Raw genomic sequence first — 17,961 nt, forward strand, 5'->3', positions numbered from 1 at the left:
CCACCATGGCACAGAGAGGAAAATCAGATGAATGACACCTCAGCAGACGCACGTCTCCCCGGACGAGAGACGTGCGTCTGCTCTGCTGTTGCGGAATTTGTTGATCGTGCGGTTTCCTGATGAAGGATACGAGCGGGAATCACCACTGGCCCGTTGACCATAACCGGACGATCCGACGACCCCTGAGAGGACCACGGGAGGTTTGATTTCTTTTTCGATAATAGTTTCAGATTTTTGTCAGATTGTGAGAGACTCCTGCGAATTAAGAGGCAAAGAGAGGTGATCCTATGGACGATGCGCAGCTGATGAAGGCCATTGGCAAAGATCCCGGGAAAGGCTGGGAACTACTGATCCATCAATATTCGGGGCTGCTCTGGCATATCGCCGGAGGGATTTTAAGAGATCCCGAAGATATCGAAGAAACGGTCGCGGATGTATTTGTGGAGGCCTGGCAGAACTGGCACCGGTTCAATCCGGAGCGGGGAAGTCTCAAGAGTTATCTTGGAGTCATTGCGCTGCGCCGGGCGATTGACCGCCGGCGCCGCGTTCGGTGCGACCTGCCTCTGGAAGAAGACTGGCTGGGGGCGGAGGAGGAAGAAGTGCTGCCCCAGATTTTAACCCGGGAGCAGTCCCGGGAGGTTCTGGATCTGGTGGATACCCTGAAGGAGCCGGACCGAAGCCTGGTGATCGGCCGCTACTTCTTCGGTCGCTCCGCCAGGGAACTGGCCCAAGTCCATGATCTGACGCCCAATACCGTGGATCAGCGGATCCGCAGAGCCCTCGCAAAGCTTCGACAGTACCGGGAGGTGAATCTGGCATGAGCAACCGAGATCAATTTTTGGAACAGCTGACCCAGGAAGACCTGGATCGGCTTCTGGCCGGCATGGAACCGCAGGATTTTGCCCTGGACGATGAGGTGAAGGATCGGATCCAGGCCAAGGTGAAGCAGCGGATGGGGGAGTCTCTATCCGGACAAAGTCATCCACACCGAATGGCCGCCGTTGATCAAACCCAGCGCGACCTAAAAATCAGCGCAGGAGATCAGCAGAGAAAGCCTGGTCGAACCAGGACCCTGCGCCGCATCGCTGCCGCCCTGGCCGTCATCGGCACATTGACTCTTTTGAGTCCCCAGGTTCAGGCGACGGTTCGACGGCTGGTGTCGCTGGTTCCCGGAATCGGCATGGTGGAAAGCAGGCATGAACTGCTGACCGCGTCGGATGTCAGGATCCTGTCGGGGGAGAGTCAGATTCTGCGCCGTCCGGTCCTGCTGTCAGACGGTCAGCATATCCAGATGACTGTTCAGATCAAGTCGGCGGGCGGGCCGAAAACCGATCAAAGTCTTGACCTGGGCAAATTTCAGGCCCTCCTCAACGGAGAGCCGGTCACGACCAGGCCGGTCGGTTCCGCCTCCGGATCCGACCGCGAGACCGTCTTTCAGGTGTTCTTTGAAACAGCCGCGAAAGCCGGGGATCAGGTCCGCTTCAACCATCCGGGTCTGGGACTTTCCGTGGAAGGCACGCTGCGCTCCCTGAGTGCGCAGGATCCCTCGGACCTGCCCCATGCCAGGCTGGGAGACATCCTGATCATGGCCGATCCGGTAGCGGCCGAACAAGGCTGGGAAGTCTATCTGTATGCCCTGTCAGATGTGGTGAAACCCCTGAGCTTTACCGAATCTCTGGATTTCGACGGCGAAGTCAGCTTTCTTTCCGATAACGGCAAAACCTATCCGCTGGTGCTTCCGGCCAGCTACGGAACCGGTTTTATGCCGCCCTTGACACTGGATGCGCCGGCCGGAAAAGGCAAGCTGGTGATCCCGTCCCTGTCCTGGACGACACAGGATACCAGCAAAGTCAAAATCCAAATCCCGCAGCCGGGTGAAGTGATTCAGCCCGACACGTCCTTCCTGTTCGCGGGAGTGCCCATCCGGATTCAGGAGATCCGGCGCAGTCCTATCGCGCCGAATGAAGTGCGGGTTGCCATGAGCTGGCCGGAGACAGCGGAGCTGGACTGGTTCTTCATGGACGGATCCCACAGCATGACCGTCGAGAACGGAGTCCTCAGCCTTAGTTTTGACCCGGGGCTGGGTTTGACCAACCACCGCACCATTACGCTGCGCTCGCCCCAGTTTACCCGAAAGCAACCATTGCGCATTCCCCTGGAACTGAAGCGCTGAGGATTTTACCGAACTTCCTTCTCCCAACAGGCTTCATTGCCCAGCTCCTTTTCCATACTTCCCGGCAGCCGGCATCATCCAGCAGGATGAAGCCGGCTGCCGCCTTTCTGTGTCTGCCGTTTTATTAGGTCTGTCACCTTTTTGAAGTGGTCGCCTTTCTGTGTCTGTGTCTGCATGAAATCAGGCAAGCTTGAGATTATGCGTGGTTCCATGGTCACTTATGATCAGATCCGTTGAAATTATGAATTTGATATCATCGCCTCCGGCGGAATCAGTGTAAGATAAACGTAGGCAAGACGGACGCTTCAGGGCGAAAACCTGTTGAAGCCACCAAAGAAATATATTGATTAAGAATTATATTGAAAGACTTCGGTTTCACATCGGATCCGGACTTCCGCTCAGAGGGATTTGGATCCGATGAAAAAAAGAAGATAAGCATGATGGCATCGGAGCGATGGAACAGCGGCTGCTCGTCAGAGGTAGCGCAGGTTGGAACACTTACGGGAAAAATGAAGACATCGGAGGCTGAAGGATGGGCAGACATGAAGAGAAAGTTGGCAGGATATCCAGGCAACTCAAGGAACGAACGAGTACACAACCTTTGTCATTAAAGAAAAAAACGGTATCGCACGTGGTGCCCAGGCCAGAGGATAAAAAACATCTTGATCAGAAGCTGGATGTCAGCGATTTGAATGAGATTCTTTCGATCGATCCGCAGGCCCGGGTCTGCATTGCCGAACCGGGGGTGACGTTTGAGGAGCTTGTCCGGGAAACACTGCGGCACGGTCTGGTGCCGGTGGTCGTGCCTGAACTGAAAACCATCACCATCGGCGGAGCGGTGGCTGGATGTTCCATCGAGTCCATGTCCTACAAGTTTGGCGGTTTCCATGACAGCTGCCTCGAGTATGAGATCGTGACAGCCAAGGGGGAAGTTGTAAGCTGCACGCCGGACAATGAGAATCAGCTGGTATTCCAAATGGTGCACGGAACATTCGGCACCCTGGGGATCATTACCCGGCTGACTTTCCGACTGGTTCCGGCCAAACCCTATGTCTGGCTGACCTATGAGAAATATCCAACTCTTGATGAATACAAGGCAGCGATCCATCGGCACTATACCTTGCAGGACGCTGACTTCATGGACGGCATCATCCATTCCCCCCGCGAATATGTCCTGAGCATCGGCCAGTTCGTGGATCAGGCACCCTATACTCACAGCTATGACTGGATGCGGATCTACTATCGCAGTACGTCCCAGCGTCAGGAAGACTACCTCAAGACCGCGGATTATTTTTTCCGATACGACAAAGGTGTGACAAATGTCCACCCCCAGTCCTTCCTGCTGCGGCTCCTGTTCGGCAAAATCATCAACTCCAACACCACCCTGCAGATCGCCAACAAATTCCGGAAAATCATCCCGTCGGGACAGATTCCCATCACGGTGGATACTTTTATTCCGTTTTCCAAAATCAATGATTTCATGGACTGGTACGAAGCGGAAGTTAATCACTTTCCGCTGTGGTGCGTCCCCTACAAGATCGTCAGTCATTACGAATGGCTGTCCAAAGAGTACTGCAGCCAGATTCAGGATGAACTCTTTCTTGATATTGCCCTCTATGGGATGAAACGGGACGACCCGCAGCATGTGTACCGGATCATCGAGAAGAAGCTGATGGAGCTGGGAGCGATCAAAACATTGATTTCGACGAATGCTTATTCCGAAGAAGAATTCTGGAGCATCTGGAACAAGGACAACTTTGACCAGGTGAAAGCCAGAACCGATCCGGACAACATCTTCCGGGGACTGTACGAGAAGACCTGTCTCAGTTCGAGGGGAATGGGCCGCTAGCCCCAGCCCCTCTTTCTGTTAATTCTTCGGGGGAATGGCCCAGTTCACCGGACAAACAGTATAATATGGGTAATTAAAACGGACAGTGCCATGATTTCCAGGAAGCAAGGAGGCTATCGATGGAAGATTTCAAAGTGGAGACAGGCTATCAGCTGACACTGGACACAGTGATGGATCTTTGGACAAAAACCTACAATAGTCAGGGAAAGCCCGACTGGTCCCATATCCTGCCGTATTATGACGATGAGATTTATTTCAGGGATTCCATCCAGGAAATCAGGGGAATTGCTGAGTTCAGAGAGATGACGGAACGGCTGACCAATCGCTCAAAGGATTTAAGCATGCATCTGGTCAGAGCCCAGCAGAACGGAAATGATCTCTTCATCGAATGGGAGATGACGATCAGTTATACGAAGTATCCTAGTTCGATCTTATATGGCATCTCCCGGTTCACCATCAATGATAAGGGCAAAATCGTCGAGCAGCGGGATTATTATGATTTGTGGGGCGACATCTTCGATAACATTCCTCGATTCGGGACCAGGTACCGTAAATTCATGAAGAAAAAGTTTGGGTAGCCGCATGAAAAACAATGGAATCAAAATCGGCATATATTTTAAGGAATATCGGATCTCAAATGTACTGGCCATGATCAAAAACGGCAGGAAACAGCCCCTGATTTGCCCGGACGAGTGTCAGGGCAAACTGGTGGTTATCACCGGCGCTACGTCAGGAATCGGTTACGCTGCTGCCAGAAAGTTTGCCTCAAAGGGGGCCGACCTGATTTGCGTGAACAGAAACAAGGAACAGTCGCTGGCTTTGAAGCAGGAGTTGGAGCATGAGTTTGGGATTACCTGTGAGTACATCCTGGCAGATTTCAGTGATCTGGATCAGACACACCAGGCGGCCCATCAGCTGCTGCAGATGGGGCGATCCATTGATATCCTGATTCACAATGCCGGCATTTATCTGACCAGTCGCCAAACCACAGCCGGCGGTATTGAGAAAGTCTTCATGGTCAATTATCTGTCCTCATTTATTATGAACTACATCCTGAAGGATCGCTTAATATCTGAGGGGAAGGCCAGAATCCTCCTGGTGAACTCGGAGGGCCATCGCTTTGCGGCCTGGGGACTTCGGTTTGATGATCTGGACTGGTCGAAGAGACATTATACCGGCCTGAAAAGTTATGGATCGGCAAAACTGGCCCAACTTTTGGCGATGAATCAGTTTCAGGAGTATTTTCAGGACTCCGGAGTAACGATCAATGCCATGCATCCCGGAGCCGTAAAAACATCCGCCGGACAGGATAATGGGCGCCTTTATCAGTGGTTTAAACGGAATTTACTGGACAAAAAGTTGGATTCCGTTTCAATAGCCGCGCAGGCTATATATTATTTGGGCGTTTCACAGGACATTGAATCTGTCAGCGGCCAATTTTTCAATCTAACCACGTGGGAAGAACCTGCTCCGCCGGCATTGGATGAAAGCAGTGCAAAAATTCTTTGGCAGAAAAGCCTGGAAATGGGGGGACTGAATGAATCATACACAGCAACAATCCTATGATGCGATCATCGTTGGCGCAGGACTGGCCGGGCTTTCCTGTGCCGTGTTTTTATCTCAATCGGGCAAGAGGATCCTGCTGATTGAAAAAAATGCTGAATTAGGCGGTCTGGTCCATTCCTTCAATCGGGACGGGTTTGTGTTTGATGCGGGTGCCCGGGCGATTTTAGGTGTCGTGCTGAATATGCTCAAAGAACTGAAGCTGGAGGTGGAGGTGGTTCCCAGCAAAGTTTCCCTTGGGGTGGAAGATCATATCATTTTGATTGATGATGCCTCTTCGGTGATGGATTACCGGGATCTTTTGAAGAAGATGTATCCGGATCGGACGGAAGAGATTGACCATTTCATCCGAGCCATGGTGAAAATCATGAAGTTGATCGACATCATTTACGGCATCGACAATCCGTTGTTTAAGGATATTCCGGGGGACAAATCCTATTTATTGAAGGAGCTTTTGCCCTGGCTGCCCAAATTTCTGTATGCCATGAACCGGATGGAAGCCCTGTCAGAGCCATGCGAAGAATATGTGCAGGACCTCGTGCAGGATCAGGGACTCGCCGATATCATTGCGCAGCACTTTTTCAAAGGAACTCCAGCATTTTTTGCACTGAGCTACTTCACGCTGTACAGAAGTTATGTTTACCCCAAAGGCGGCACCGGTGCAGTGACGGAGGCATTGGCGAAAAAAATCCGGGAACATCAGGGCGAGATACTGACCAATACAGTGATCCGTCAGGTTCAGGCGGACCGGCAGGTAGTTGTCGACGACCAGGGAATGGAATATCGATATCGGAACCTGGTCTGGGCCGCGGATTTAAAGACGCTGTACGATATCACCGAGCTGGGCAGCCTGTCCCCTGCTGTTAAGCGGCGTGTCGAAGACCGAAAAACCCAAATCGCTCAGGGCAAGCCCAGTGAATCAGTCTTCTCGCTGTATCTGGGCGTGGATCTCCCGGTGGACTATTTTAAGAAAGCTCTGATCGGGCATCTTTTTTACACCCCATCCAGAAAGGGTCTGGGCAGCATTCACCGAAATGAGCTGACTCAACTGCTCGAGAAGTGGGAACAGCTGGAGAAAGGAGAGATTCTGTCCTGGCTGTCCCGTTTTCTGAAATACAATACGTTTGAAATCTCCATCCCAGCGGTACGGGATTCAAGCCTTGCTCCGGAGGGAAAAACCGGCTTAATCATCAGCGTCCTGATGGAAGCGGAATTATTTAAAAAGGTTGATGCATCCGGATGGTATGAAGAGTTCAGAATTGAAATTGAGAATACCATCCTCCGGATTCTGTCTGAGAGCTTATTTCCCGAACTCAAAGACCGCGTGGAGCGACAGTTTTCGTTTACACCCTTAAGCATTGAGAAAAGGGTTGGCAGCACCGACGGGGCAATTGTAGGATGGTCGTTTCAGGCGCACATTCCGGTCATCGATCAGATGCGCAAAGTGAATCAATCGATCCGTACACCAATCCCGAATGTTTTTCAGGTCGGTCAATGGGCTTACAGTCCGGCTGGCACCCCGACCTGCATCATCACCGGGAAATTGGCCGCTGACCAGATTGCTAAAAAAGACAAGGGCAGGTCCGGACCCGGATGATCAGTCGGACAACCGAACGATGAATCCAGACAATGCGGCTGATTGTTGGAAGGGATTGCCACCGACCCTCCAGGGAGGTGAAGGAATTGACCAGACAAATGAGGGAACTGACCATCCGGATCACCCGGTGCTCGCGGGCGTCCTGGTTCAGGCTGGACATCGCCGGCTGCATTCTTCATCTGGATCCCGGGTATACGGGATATTTTGAGAATCAGGGGATTCCCATGGAAGCACTGAGTGAGAAGGCGGATATCGTCCTGATCTCCCATGACCATAAGGATCACCTCCAGCCGGTTGCCCTGGATCTGATCAGTGACCCCAAAACCATGATTTTTGCACCCCGGCGGGCTGCCGCAAAAATTGCCCGGCCTGGGGTTACGGTGGTGGAGGTGGGGGATGTCTGGACTGTGGGCCCGCTTCGGATGACGGCGGTCATGGCATGCAATGTACCTGAGAGTCACTCCACCCGTAAAGTCCATCATCCAGGGGATGGGGTGGGCTATCTGATTCAGAGCCCGGACTGGTTCGTCTACTTCGCGGGCGACACGGACCGGATCCCCGAGATGAAAGAACTGGGCTCACCGGATCTGGCCATGCTGCCAATCGGCGGCACCTTTGTCATGGACCCCGAAGAAGCGGCCCAGGCGTTGGAGTGGATCCGTCCGCGCTGGGTGATTCCGATGCATGAATCCAAGGAGGATCCGGCGATCTTTGAGCAGATCGTCCGCAGTCGGAGTGATGTGGCCGTGCTCCGGCTCAAGCCGGGAGAGACCGTCGAAGTCTGAACCAGCAGCCTGATTTGGAACAATTGGATGTCAATAAGCAGCAATATTTAGAAGGAGAAAAGTCCGTGAGCAGAGTCGATGAGTACCGGGCAAGTCTGAAACAACGCAGCGACTGGGATCAGTATCTGCTGGAAGAGTCGCGCCTGCCGGGCCCCCGGGCCAATCTGGAGCTGGCTCAGGCGGTGGCTCTGGAAGGAAATCTGGAGCTGTTTCTTCGGTATTTGCAGTACTCGGCGCAGGAAGCGCCGTACGGTTCCTGCCTGGAATTTTTGCCGGTCTGCGGTGTGCTGGGGCTGGGGGAAATCCTCTCAGAGGATCATACGGAGCTCTTTGAACAGCTGCGCCGGGCAGCCTCCGATCCTCGCTGGAGAATCCGGGAAGCAGCCGCCATGGCCCTGCAGAACTACGGTGACCGGAATCCGGATCGGCTGCTGCAGGAGATGAAAGCCTGGAGTCAGGGCACCTGGCTGGAAAAACGGGCGGCGGCCGCCGCGCTGTGCGAACCCCGGCTGCTCCGGCGAATGGAAGATCCTGGACCGGTCTTTGACCTGCTCGATCAGATGACCCAGAGTCTCTATGAGAGCCGGGATCGCACATCAGAGGATCTGAAAGTGCTTCGCCAGGGCCTGGGCTACTGCTGGAGCGTCGCGGCGGTGTCGGCACCGGACGCGGGAAAGAGCCGAATGGAGCATTGGCTGGTTCAGACCGATCCGGACATTCGTTGGATCATGAAGGAAAATTTGAAGAAAAACCGGCTGAAGAAAATGGATCCTGTCTGGACCGAACACTGGCTGGCGGTACTGTCAAACAAAGCGGTCTGATCGGCGACAAAGCGAACGATCGGGCCCATTGATTCAGGGAGGTGGAAAAACAATGAAACGATGGTTTTTTACTTCAGAGTCCACCATGGAGGGGCACCCGGACAAGCTGTGCGACCAGATCGCGGACGGAATTCTGGACGCGATCCTGGAACAGGATCCCATGAGCCGGGTCGCCTGCGACGTATCAGCCAGTACCGGACTGGTCACCATCTTCGGTCAGATCACGACGACAGCAGACGTCGATATTCCCGGCATTGCCCGCAAGATCATCCGGGAGATCGGCTATACCGATACGGATTATGGCATCGACGGCGGCAAATGTTCGGTACTGACCGGAATTGATCAGCAATCCCCTGATATTTCAGTCGGCGTCAGCACCTCCCTGGAAGCCCGGGCCGGATCCGAGGATGAAATGGACCTGGTGGGAGCCGGCGATCAGGGGCTGATGTTTGGCTTCGCCTGCCATGAAACCCCGGAACTGATGCCACTGCCGGTCACATTGGCTCACCGTCTGGCCAAAAGACTGGCAGAGCTGAGAAAGACCGGAGCGCTGCCCTATCTTCGCCCCGACGGAAAAACCCAGGTGACGGTGGAATACCTCGGACATCAGCCGGTCCGCATCGAAGCGGTGGTCATAGCCTGTCAGCACGATGAGACCATTGCCTATGAGGATCTGCGGCGGGACATGATCGAACGGGTCATTCCCGCGGCTTTGCCGGCGGCCCTGCTGGATGAGAACACCAAGATCTACGTCAACTCCACGGGCCGGTTCGTGGTGGGCGGTCCGGAAGGAGATTCCGGATGGGTCGGCAAAAAGCTGATGGTAGATACCTATGGCGGCTATTCCCGCCACGGCGGCGGATCCTTCTCCGGCAAGGACCCGACCAAGGTCGACCGCTCCGGTGCCTATGCCGCCCGCTATGTGGCCAAAAATATAGTGGCTGCCGGACTGGCAGATCAGTGTGAAGTGCAGATATCCTACGCCATCGGCGTGGCCAGGCCGCTGGCCCTTCTGGTGGATACCTTCGGCACGGCCCGGATTCCGGAAACAGATCTGGAAGACCTCATCCGAACCAGTTTCGATCTGCGGCCAGCAGCCATCATTGCCCAGTTTGACCTGCGGCGGCCGCTGTATCGCCAGGTCGCCTGCTACGGTCATTTTGGCCGCCCGGAGCTGGATCTGCCCTGGGAAAGAACGGATATGGCCGAGGCTCTGAAAGCCAGGGCAGGCCGGTGAGACAAGCTGCTTCAACATCACCCATTGGGAATAGTCCAGAGGTTGAATTAATTCACTAAAAAGTGTAAAATAACACTAAAGAACCTGGGGTTTTACCCCGGCATCCAGTCTCAACGCATTCGAAGGAGATGAGATGATGGAACGACTTGCATCAAAACCACTGGGAGTCCTCTGGACCGCACTGGCCGGGCTGATTGCCTTTGCCGTCGGGGCGGTGGTGATCACCCTGATCGGATCAGCTGCCGATCAAAGCTTCCTCCTCTCCGGTGTCGCCGGCGGAATCGGCGGTCTGCTGCTGGCGATTCTGGTGGGCTTATGGAAAAAACTGCCGCAGTTTGTTGCGGCCTGTCTGTTCGGCGTACCCATTGCGATCCTGGCAGCCTTTGGCATCGCCGGTCTGTTTGACCTGGTGCCCATCCTGCCAGAGTCCTTCTCCAGTTCAGGACTGGCGGACGCCCTGGCCATCGGCATCATGGGTGCCGTATACGGCGCTATGATCGGCGGCATCCTCTACGGATTCCGCGCCATGACATTTTTCGCCCTGATCTCCGGACTGGCTGCGCTTCCCTTTGGATTTCTGGTCCGAGCCTTTAACCAGGGAGCCCCCATCCGTGGCCAGATTCTTCAGATCCTGGCTCCCCTGACCATCGATGATCCCAACATGCTGGTAATAATCACCGGCATCGGGTTTGCCATGGCTCTGGCTCTTGGCCTCTACCGCCGGATGAATCCGCCGTCAGATGCCGGATAGAGCGTTCGGAGAATTGAATAACAACCCGAGGAACCGCTCCCGCTGGGCGGTTCCTTTCTGACGCAGGAAAAACCGGACCGGGTGGGTTTCAGTCCGGAGGTGATTTCAGTCCGGAGCGGATTCCGACTGGTATACGGGAGGATCTAAAAAAAACAGGTTTTGTCATTTCCAATATATGGTAAAGTAGAGGGATGAAGCCTCAGAAATTGAGATGACTTTGGATTGAAAATTTTGCCAAAAGAAGGGAACTATATAATGAAGATATCGAAAACGGACGCACTGCTGTGGTTTGATTATTTTTCGCAGCTGACCGGGGAAGAGGAAATTACGGCAAAGCATGAGGAAATTACCTATGCTGTATTTGCCCAGATTGAAGCCGTGGTGGATCAGCGTAATGAGGAACTGAAGCAACAGATCCGTGGACTGAAAACCCTGGAGAACCGGACATACTACGTGGGCAATGACGATAAGTTCCCCAGAGGCTGCAAATCCTGCCTCCTGGGAACCGGACTGAATGCCATCCGCAAAACCAATACCTGCAATCTGGACTGCAAATTCTGCTACAACTACGGCGAGCTTGACAACATCAGTCCGGTGGGAGAGGGCATGTGGGAGATCGGCGGAACGAAATTCTATGAAAAAGACATGGAACTGCTCCTGTCCATCCAGAAGAAGCCATCCGGCGTTGCTTATGTCTATCTGGAACCGTTCATGGAAATTGAAAAATACTACGGCATGATCAAGAAGTTCAGCCAAGCCAAAATCTACCAGCATCTGTACACCAATGGCACCCTGGCCTCGGAGGAAACGCTGAAGGCCCTGGGTGAAGCCGGTCTGAATGAACTGCGCTTTAACCTGGGCGCGTCTAACTGCTCGGACTTTGTGATTCAGAACATTGCCCTGGCCAAGAAATACATTCCGCTGGTGGGCATCGAAACCCCCATGACTCCGGAATTCTTTGAGACGTTCTTCCGCAAGAAGGAGGCTATTTTGGCCACCGGCCTGGATTTTATCAACTGCGCAGAGCTCCATTTGAATGAAAACAATCTGGAGAACTACTATGGCGAAAATATGTACCTGTGTCGCCAGGGCTATCTGTCTCCGGTCTGGAGCCGGGAACTGACACTGAAATTCATGAAGATCGCCGATGACGAGCAGTGGGATCTGGTGGTCCATGACTGCTCCAACCAGACCAAGTTTGCCCGGGATCTGAACCTGTCAGCCCGGGAAGGCAAATGGTTCGGGGCCAGCAATTATGCCTTCGAGTTCCCGGTCATGCCCTTTGAAGCGTTTTTGCCGATTCTGAACGATGAAACCTTCGAATTTCTCGAGGAAGAGCCGCTGCCCAAAGGATACCAGCCGCTGTTGATCGAATTTTAACCCCAACTGGCCGCCGCCTGATTCCTGCGGGAGTCCAGGGAATCAGATCCCGAAGCCAGGATCTGATCCCGTTATTCAAAATGGATTCCATCGCGACAAGACCGAAGAATCCTTAGATTTTTTAGAGGGGGGACCGAATGAACCTGAAAGAAAAAGCCCAGGCAGCGATGGATTCGATTCCAGCCCTGTGGCTGGCGATGAAGCGAAGCGATACGCCGCGCTCAGCCAAGGTGCTGGCGGCCCTTACCGTAGGGTATGCCCTGTCACCGATTGATCTGATCCCGGACTTCATTCCGGTGCTGGGCTATCTGGATGACCTGGTGATCCTGCCTCTGCTGACGGCGCTGACGATCCGGCGGATTCCCCCGGAGATTCTCAATGAATGCCGGGAGCAGGCGCAGCAGCTGCGCAGCGGCGGAGCTCGCAGCCGCTGGTTCTACGCGGTGCCGGTGATCCTGTGTTGGATTGCTCTTGCCGTCTGGCTGATATCGAAATGGCTGGGATGATTTCTATCACCTGAACCAAGGAGGTTGCCGATGAACCGCAAGGAAATGATTCAATGGCTCATGGCGGGGGATCCCGCCATCCGCTGGCAGGTTCTCCGAGATCTGGCGGAAGCCCGAGAAACGGAGGTGGAAGCTGAGCGAAACCGGATGGAGCGAACTGGCTGGGGCCGGGCGCTGCTGGAACAGCAGGATGATGACGGACTGTGGTCGGGCCGGCTGTATGTCGGAAAATGGGTTTCCACCACTTATGTCATGCTGCAGCTCAAGGAATGCGGAATGCCGCAAAACCGAAAGACTGCGCTGGCCTGTGATCAGCTGTTTCGCCGCGGCATCTTTGAGGACCGGGAGATTCGCTACTCCTCCGGCCAGAAGTTGAGGGACACCGGGGTGACCGGCCTGGTTCTCGGGATTCTCGCCTGGTTTGGCTATGAAGATCCCAGGGTTACCGCCATTGCCGAGTTTCTGGTCACACTGCAGCAAGCCGACGGCTCCTGGGTGTATGATGACAAGCCGGGGGCGCAACGCTATGCCTGTGAAAATACCCTGCTGATCCTGAAGGGTCTGTTCGAATTCCAGCGGCAGGTGGATCCACAGCATGCCGGGGTAAAGCTGGCGCAGGCAAAAGCCCATGAATTCCTGCTGGAGCAGAGCCTGCTCCGGCCGGATCGACCGGACTGGCTGCGCCTGGCCTATCCCAGCTACTGGCACTATGATGTCCTGACCGTTCTGGATTATTTTCGGGCGGTCAATTGCCGGGACGACCGGCTGAAGCCGGCCCTGTCCTGGCTGGATTCCCGCCGAAACCGGGAAGGAACCTGGAATCTGGCGCGCAAGCATCCCGGTGCGACTTTTTTTGACATGGAGCAGGCCGGAACACCCAGCCGGTGGAACACCCTGCGGGCCCTGCGCGTACTGGACTGGTCAAATCAGGCAGTCGCAGCAAAGCCGGACCAGCACTGAGTCGGACTGATTGTCCGGCTCATTTTTACCCGGCGATTTGTCGGAAGCGCTTCGTCAAGATATAATATTGCTATGTTGTTCCGGGAAACCCTTTGCGGCATCTCCGGGATCAACCGCTTGAATCAATAAGGGAGGAAGACCTCCGTCCCCGGACGGAACGGTTTGGAATGACCTATGAGCAAACAACCGAAAAACCGATGGGGTTTTCCCCGGACCGATCGGAGCAGCCGATGATCCGCTTTGAAGGAGTGTCCAAACACTTTGACATCAACGGCAAACAGACCGTTGTCATCAACGATGTCAGCCTGAGCGTCCGTGAGCGGGAAATCTTCGGCCTGGTGGGGGAAACCGGCAGCGGCAAGTCCACCATCCTGCGCATGATGACCGGATTCATTGAGCCGGAAGCCGGTGTCATCCATCTGATGGGCAGAAAGCTGGACCGGATCTCCCGCCATGAACTGGTCCGGGAAACCTCCATGCTGTTTCAGGGCTTCAATCTGCTGAGCAATCTTAATGTCATCGAAAATGTCCTGCTGCCCACCCGCTGGCGGGGAGGCAGTAAAGCGGACCATCTGGTCCGGGCCAGAGAGCTCCTGTCCTTCGTCGGGCTGGCGGATTACGAGAACGCCTATATCCGGACGCTGTCCGGAGGTCAGAAGCAGCGGGTTGCCATGGCACGGACCCTGATGACCCGGCCGAAGCTGATTTTCTGTGATGAGCCGACTTCGGCGCTGGATGAGAAAATGACCTACGAGGTGCTTAAGCTGCTCAAGGAGATCAACGAGCGCTTTGGCACAACCATTGTCCTGGTGTCCCACGACATTGCCGTCATCAAGGCTATGTGCGGCCGGGTCGCCATCATCGAGAACGGCCGGATTTCGGACATCCTGACGCTGCGGCCCCATAAAATCGAGCCGGTGTCCTATCAGGAGGCCTTCCGCTATGATTGATCGATCCCTGCAGGCCTTTGAGAAATTCCAAGGGGACCTGCTGAAGGCTTTTCTGGAGACCGGCGACATGATGCTGACCGCCATGATCCTGGCCCTGACCGGCGGGCTGATCCTGGGCTTTTTTCTGTTCCTGACCCGGCCGGACGGAATCCGGCAGAACCGGCTCGTCTATTTTCTGCTGTCCGGGGCCATCAATATTATCCGATCGGTTCCGTTTATCCTGTTCATCATCGTCATCATTCCGCTGAATCGAATGCTCATCGGCACCGGCTTTGGCGTCAACGCCTCCAAGGTTCCGCTGAGCCTCATCGGCATCGCCACCTTTGCCCGCTTCACCGAGCAGGATCTGCTGGATGTGGGCAAAAGCACCTATGAAACCTCCTACGCCCTGGGCGCCAACACGCTGCAGTACTTCCGGTACTTTCTGCTGAAGGAAGCGCGCAGCTCGCTGGTCCTGAGCTTTACCTCCACCACCATCAGCCTGCTGTCGTATTCCACGGTAATGGGCATCATCGGCGGCGGCGGTCTGGGCTACCTGGCCATCAGCGAAGGCTATCACAACTTCAACTACGAACTGATGTGGATCATCATCATTGCCATGATCCTCATGGTGCATCTGGTCCAGACCACCGGAAACTGGATCGCGAAACATTACGACAAACGATAAAGGAGAATTCTTCATGTTTCACAAATCATTCAAAAAAATCCGTTCGACCGCCTGGCTGGCCGCACTGCTGCTGGTCCCGATGACCCTGTCCCTGGCAGGCTGCAGCCCGGCTCCCGCCCAGAGCAAACAGATCAAGGTTGGCGTCGCGTTCTATCCGATGAAGGAGCTGCTGCTTCTGATTCAGGATGATCTGAAGAAAGACGGCTTTGAACTCAATATCAGCGAGTTCTCGGATTATCAGGCTCCGAACAACCTGCTCAAGAGCAAGGAGCTCGATGCCAACATGATTCAGCATGACTATTTCCTGCAATCCTTCAACAAGGCCAACGGCTCCGATCTGGTGACGGTTCAGCCCATCTACCACGCAACCTTTGCCCTGTATTCCAAAGACCCGAAGAATCTGGCGGATCTTCCGGACGGTGCCAGCATTACCCTGGCCGATGATGCCACGAACCTGAGCCGTTCGCTGTATCTGCTGGGACAGGCCGGCCTTCTGACCTTCAAGGATGGCAAGACCACGGGTCTGACCCTGGAAGACATTGCAACAAATCCCAAGAATCTGAAGCTGGATGACCAGGTGCCGCTGACCAGTCTGGCTCAGAAATACAGCGAGACCGGACTGGCCGTCATGTATCCTACCTACGCCAAGAGCCTGAAGCTGGAAGGCAATGAACAGCGCCTCTATGTGGAGAAGCAGGATGATGTGACGAAAGGCTACGCCATCTCCCTGGTAGCGCGCAGCGACAACAAGGATAGCGACGGCATGAAAGCGCTGATCAAGCATCTGACGAGCCAGAAAGTACGCCAGTTCCTGCAGGATCAGTACAGCTGGGCCAGCACGCCGGCCTTCGAGTAACCCGGGGCCAGGACCGATCCTGGCGCCGGATCCTTCCGGCAGATCAGATGATTGGCGGATCGGAACGACCCGCCTATGAATTAAGGAGGCACACACCATGGATGAGACAGCAACGATCCGCATCCGGACCGAGCGGCTGGAGCTGTGCGTTCTGGGCGAAGGCGACAGCGAAGCGCTCTTTGACTACCGCTCCCTGCCTGAGGTGAGCCGGTACCAGTCCTGGCGGCCGGGGGCGGTGGAGGAAGTCCGGGAGTTTGCCCGGACCAATTCGCTGGAGCAGGCGGAAAAAGGGTACGGCTGGGTTCAGCTGGCGGTTTGTCTGCCCGATGGCCGCCTGATCGGCGACATCGGCCTTCACTTTGTGGATGAGCATCAGATGGAGATCGGCTATACCCTCGCTCCCGCTGCCTGGGGCAAAGGCTATGCCCTGGAGGCAGTGTCAGCCGTCATCGATTATCTGTTCACCGTTCGGGGGAAACACCGGATCACCGGCTCCGTGGATCCGGACAATGAGCGGTCCATCCGCCTGCTGAAGAACCTGGGCTTTCGCCAGGAAGCCCATTTCATCAAAAGCTTACGGCAGGACGGCCGGTGGCTGGACGACTGCGTCTACGCCCTGCTGGAGGATGAGTGGCTGAAACGGACCGGAAAAATCCGGCCATAGCCGGCAAAAATGTCCTCTGGGGATTTTTCTCTGATCCCAGGCTTTTTTTATGAGGGCACGCCGCTCCGCCGGGCAAGAGATCGCCCGATCAGCCGCAGGTCATGCCAATCCGCCCTGGGAGCCATTTGACATTTCTCGTTCAATTGATATAATATTGCCAGAGTGTGAAAGGTCACACGAAGGGGTACACCACCGCGGGTGTAGCTTCTTCGTGTGGCCTTTTTTGCTTGTTCGGGCAGCGTGGAATGCAGACCGATCATTCATGACACAGGGGGGTGAGCGCATGATCAGGGTAAACGGCATTTCCCGGGAAGAGGCCGCAGGCCTGATTCTGGCTGAATTTCTGGAACAGGCAGGATTTGCACAGGACCGGATTGCGGTGGAACGCAACGGAGAACTGGTGCGACGGACAGAGTATGCCAATCTGGTGCTGGCAGCGGGGGATACATTGGAAATTGTGCAGTTTGTCGGAGGAGGTTAAACAGGATTATGGAACGAAACCATTGCGAGGGAGGGATCCCCTCACCACAGGAATTTGAGAAGGTCATGGACGAGCGCTTTTCGCCGACGGTCCATGAAAAACTCCGCCGGGGCCGGGTTGGAATCGCGGGACTGGGCGGGCTCGGCTCCCATATCGCGGTGATGCTGGCCCGCTCAGGAGTGGGCTGCCTCCACCTGGTGGATTTTGATGTGGTTGAACTGAGCAACCTGAACCGTCAGGCCTACCGGCTGGAGCACCTGGGGATGGCCAAGACCCAGGCGCTGAGCGAAGAACTGAAACGGATCAATCCTTATCTGGACATCCGGACGGATCAGCTGCGGGTGACCGAGCAAAACGCCGGTGAGATCTTCCGGGCCGATCCCATCGTCTGTGAAGCCTTTGACCGGCCGCAGGCCAAAGCCATGCTCGTTAATACCCTGCTGGGTGAAACCACAGAAACTGTGGTCATCGCGGGCTCGGGCATGGCGGGATATGGCAGCGCCAATGCCATCAGCTCTCGCCGGATGGGGCGACGGCTCTGCCTGTGCGGTGACGGCACCACCGACATCGACTCCGGCATCGGCCTGATGGCGGCCCGGGTCAGCATCTGTGCGGGCCATCAGGCCAACGGGGCAATCCGCCTGCTCCTGGGCGAGACACAGATCTGACCGATGGATCCATCGGTCAGACTAAAAGCTGGAAAGAACAAACGGATAAACAG

General features: G+C 55.1%; 19 protein-coding genes. All 19 read left to right on the forward strand.

What is annotated here, in order from left to right; genetic code table 11:
* Positions 1-287: 287 nt before the first annotated feature.
* The 19 genes from NQU17_01260 to thiF all read left to right on the forward strand — a co-directional run bounded on the left by NQU17_01260 (position 288) and on the right by thiF (position 17,908).
* A complete protein-coding gene (locus NQU17_01260; protein UUM12210.1) occupies positions 288-821 on the forward strand; it encodes a sigma-70 family RNA polymerase sigma factor in 534 nt (177 codons plus the stop codon).
* Entirely contained in the window at positions 818-2,173 is a 1,356-nt protein-coding gene (locus NQU17_01265; GenBank protein ID UUM12211.1) for a hypothetical protein, read from the forward strand. The genes NQU17_01260 and NQU17_01265 overlap by 4 nt, the downstream gene beginning before the upstream one ends.
* Before the next feature lie 532 nt (positions 2,174-2,705).
* Positions 2,706-4,022: an FAD-binding oxidoreductase gene (locus NQU17_01270; GenBank protein UUM12212.1), complete on the forward strand. Its 1,317-nt coding sequence runs from the start codon at positions 2,706-2,708 to the stop codon at positions 4,020-4,022.
* Between the two features lie 119 nt (positions 4,023-4,141).
* Positions 4,142-4,600, forward strand: coding sequence for a nuclear transport factor 2 family protein (locus tag NQU17_01275; GenBank protein ID UUM12213.1), 459 nt, complete (start codon positions 4,142-4,144; stop codon positions 4,598-4,600).
* Between the two features lie 4 nt (positions 4,601-4,604).
* Entirely contained in the window at positions 4,605-5,588 is a 984-nt protein-coding gene (locus NQU17_01280; GenBank protein UUM12214.1) for an SDR family NAD(P)-dependent oxidoreductase, read from the forward strand.
* Positions 5,560-7,182 carry an NAD(P)/FAD-dependent oxidoreductase gene (locus NQU17_01285; GenBank protein UUM12215.1) on the forward strand — a complete coding sequence of 541 codons (1,623 nt, stop codon included), beginning with the start codon at positions 5,560-5,562 and terminating at the stop codon, positions 7,180-7,182. The genes NQU17_01280 and NQU17_01285 overlap by 29 nt, the downstream gene beginning before the upstream one ends.
* Positions 7,183-7,268: 86 nt before the next feature.
* Positions 7,269-7,967, forward strand: a complete 699-nt coding sequence (locus tag NQU17_01290) for an MBL fold metallo-hydrolase (protein ID UUM12216.1) — start codon at positions 7,269-7,271, stop codon at positions 7,965-7,967.
* 65 nt (positions 7,968-8,032) lie between these two features.
* A complete protein-coding gene (locus tag NQU17_01295) occupies positions 8,033-8,788 on the forward strand; it encodes a HEAT repeat domain-containing protein (protein UUM12217.1) in 756 nt (251 codons plus the stop codon).
* A gap of 52 nt (positions 8,789-8,840) precedes the next feature.
* On the forward strand, positions 8,841-10,025 hold the full coding sequence (gene metK / locus NQU17_01300; protein UUM12218.1) for a methionine adenosyltransferase: 1,185 nt from the start codon (positions 8,841-8,843) through the stop codon (positions 10,023-10,025).
* Positions 10,026-10,161: 136 nt separating this feature from the next.
* On the forward strand, positions 10,162-10,776 hold the full coding sequence (locus NQU17_01305; protein UUM12219.1) for a hypothetical protein: 615 nt from the start codon (positions 10,162-10,164) through the stop codon (positions 10,774-10,776).
* 255 nt (positions 10,777-11,031) lie between these two features.
* Positions 11,032-12,156, forward strand: a complete 1,125-nt coding sequence (locus NQU17_01310; protein ID UUM12220.1) for a radical SAM protein — start codon at positions 11,032-11,034, stop codon at positions 12,154-12,156.
* 137 nt (positions 12,157-12,293) lie between these two features.
* Positions 12,294-12,662: a YkvA family protein gene (locus tag NQU17_01315; protein ID UUM12221.1), complete on the forward strand. Its 369-nt coding sequence runs from the start codon at positions 12,294-12,296 to the stop codon at positions 12,660-12,662.
* A 30-nt stretch (positions 12,663-12,692) separates the two neighbouring features.
* Positions 12,693-13,622: a hypothetical protein gene (locus NQU17_01320; GenBank protein ID UUM12222.1), complete on the forward strand. Its 930-nt coding sequence runs from the start codon at positions 12,693-12,695 to the stop codon at positions 13,620-13,622.
* A gap of 167 nt (positions 13,623-13,789) precedes the next feature.
* Positions 13,790-14,572, forward strand: a complete 783-nt coding sequence (locus NQU17_01325; protein UUM12223.1) for an ATP-binding cassette domain-containing protein — start codon at positions 13,790-13,792, stop codon at positions 14,570-14,572.
* Complete coding sequence (locus tag NQU17_01330; GenBank protein ID UUM12224.1) at positions 14,565-15,239, forward strand: ABC transporter permease; 675 nt, start codon at positions 14,565-14,567, stop codon at positions 15,237-15,239. Before NQU17_01325 ends, NQU17_01330 begins: the two co-directional genes overlap by 8 nt.
* 13 nt (positions 15,240-15,252) lie before the next feature.
* The gene (locus NQU17_01335; GenBank protein ID UUM12225.1) at positions 15,253-16,095 is read left to right on the forward strand and encodes a MetQ/NlpA family ABC transporter substrate-binding protein; all 843 of its coding nucleotides are present in this window, start codon (positions 15,253-15,255) and stop codon (positions 16,093-16,095) included.
* Positions 16,096-16,192: 97 nt separating this feature from the next.
* Complete coding sequence (locus NQU17_01340; GenBank protein UUM12226.1) at positions 16,193-16,759, forward strand: GNAT family N-acetyltransferase; 567 nt, start codon at positions 16,193-16,195, stop codon at positions 16,757-16,759.
* Positions 16,760-17,042: 283 nt separating this feature from the next.
* Positions 17,043-17,240 carry a sulfur carrier protein ThiS gene (gene thiS, locus NQU17_01345; GenBank protein ID UUM12227.1) on the forward strand — a complete coding sequence of 66 codons (198 nt, stop codon included), beginning with the start codon at positions 17,043-17,045 and terminating at the stop codon, positions 17,238-17,240.
* 8 nt (positions 17,241-17,248) lie between these two features.
* Positions 17,249-17,908, forward strand: a complete 660-nt coding sequence (gene thiF / locus NQU17_01350) for a sulfur carrier protein ThiS adenylyltransferase ThiF (protein ID UUM12228.1) — start codon at positions 17,249-17,251, stop codon at positions 17,906-17,908.
* The last annotated feature ends 53 nt before the right edge of the window (positions 17,909-17,961 follow it).

It is taken from the genome of Clostridiaceae bacterium HFYG-1003, from assembly GCA_024579835.1.
Classification (GTDB): domain Bacteria; phylum Bacillota; class Clostridia; order Clostridiales; family Clostridiaceae; genus JG1575.

Excerpts from the sequence above, each read along its gene's own strand:
- NQU17_01315 (UUM12221.1), top strand. The coding sequence starts at position 12,294 with ATGAACCTGAAAGAAAAAGCCCAGGCAGCGATGGATTCGATTCCAGCC.
- NQU17_01310 (UUM12220.1), top strand. The coding sequence starts at position 11,032 with ATGAAGATATCGAAAACGGACGCACTGCTGTGGTTTGATTATTTTTCG.
- NQU17_01270 (UUM12212.1), top strand. The coding sequence starts at position 2,706 with ATGGGCAGACATGAAGAGAAAGTTGGCAGGATATCCAGGCAACTCAAG.
- NQU17_01280 (UUM12214.1), top strand. The coding sequence starts at position 4,605 with ATGAAAAACAATGGAATCAAAATCGGCATATATTTTAAGGAATATCGG.
- NQU17_01335 (UUM12225.1), top strand. The coding sequence starts at position 15,253 with ATGTTTCACAAATCATTCAAAAAAATCCGTTCGACCGCCTGGCTGGCC.
- thiF (UUM12228.1), top strand. The coding sequence starts at position 17,249 with ATGGAACGAAACCATTGCGAGGGAGGGATCCCCTCACCACAGGAATTT.
- NQU17_01320 (UUM12222.1), top strand. The coding sequence starts at position 12,693 with ATGAACCGCAAGGAAATGATTCAATGGCTCATGGCGGGGGATCCCGCC.
- NQU17_01330 (UUM12224.1), top strand. The coding sequence starts at position 14,565 with ATGATTGATCGATCCCTGCAGGCCTTTGAGAAATTCCAAGGGGACCTG.
- NQU17_01325 (UUM12223.1), top strand. The coding sequence starts at position 13,790 with ATGACCTATGAGCAAACAACCGAAAAACCGATGGGGTTTTCCCCGGAC.
- NQU17_01305 (UUM12219.1), top strand. The coding sequence starts at position 10,162 with ATGGAACGACTTGCATCAAAACCACTGGGAGTCCTCTGGACCGCACTG.
- metK (UUM12218.1), top strand. The coding sequence starts at position 8,841 with ATGAAACGATGGTTTTTTACTTCAGAGTCCACCATGGAGGGGCACCCG.
- NQU17_01260 (UUM12210.1), top strand. The coding sequence starts at position 288 with ATGGACGATGCGCAGCTGATGAAGGCCATTGGCAAAGATCCCGGGAAA.
- NQU17_01265 (UUM12211.1), top strand. The coding sequence starts at position 818 with ATGAGCAACCGAGATCAATTTTTGGAACAGCTGACCCAGGAAGACCTG.
- thiS (UUM12227.1), top strand. The coding sequence starts at position 17,043 with ATGATCAGGGTAAACGGCATTTCCCGGGAAGAGGCCGCAGGCCTGATT.
- NQU17_01285 (UUM12215.1), top strand. The coding sequence starts at position 5,560 with ATGAATCATACACAGCAACAATCCTATGATGCGATCATCGTTGGCGCA.
- NQU17_01275 (UUM12213.1), top strand. The coding sequence starts at position 4,142 with ATGGAAGATTTCAAAGTGGAGACAGGCTATCAGCTGACACTGGACACA.
- NQU17_01340 (UUM12226.1), top strand. The coding sequence starts at position 16,193 with ATGGATGAGACAGCAACGATCCGCATCCGGACCGAGCGGCTGGAGCTG.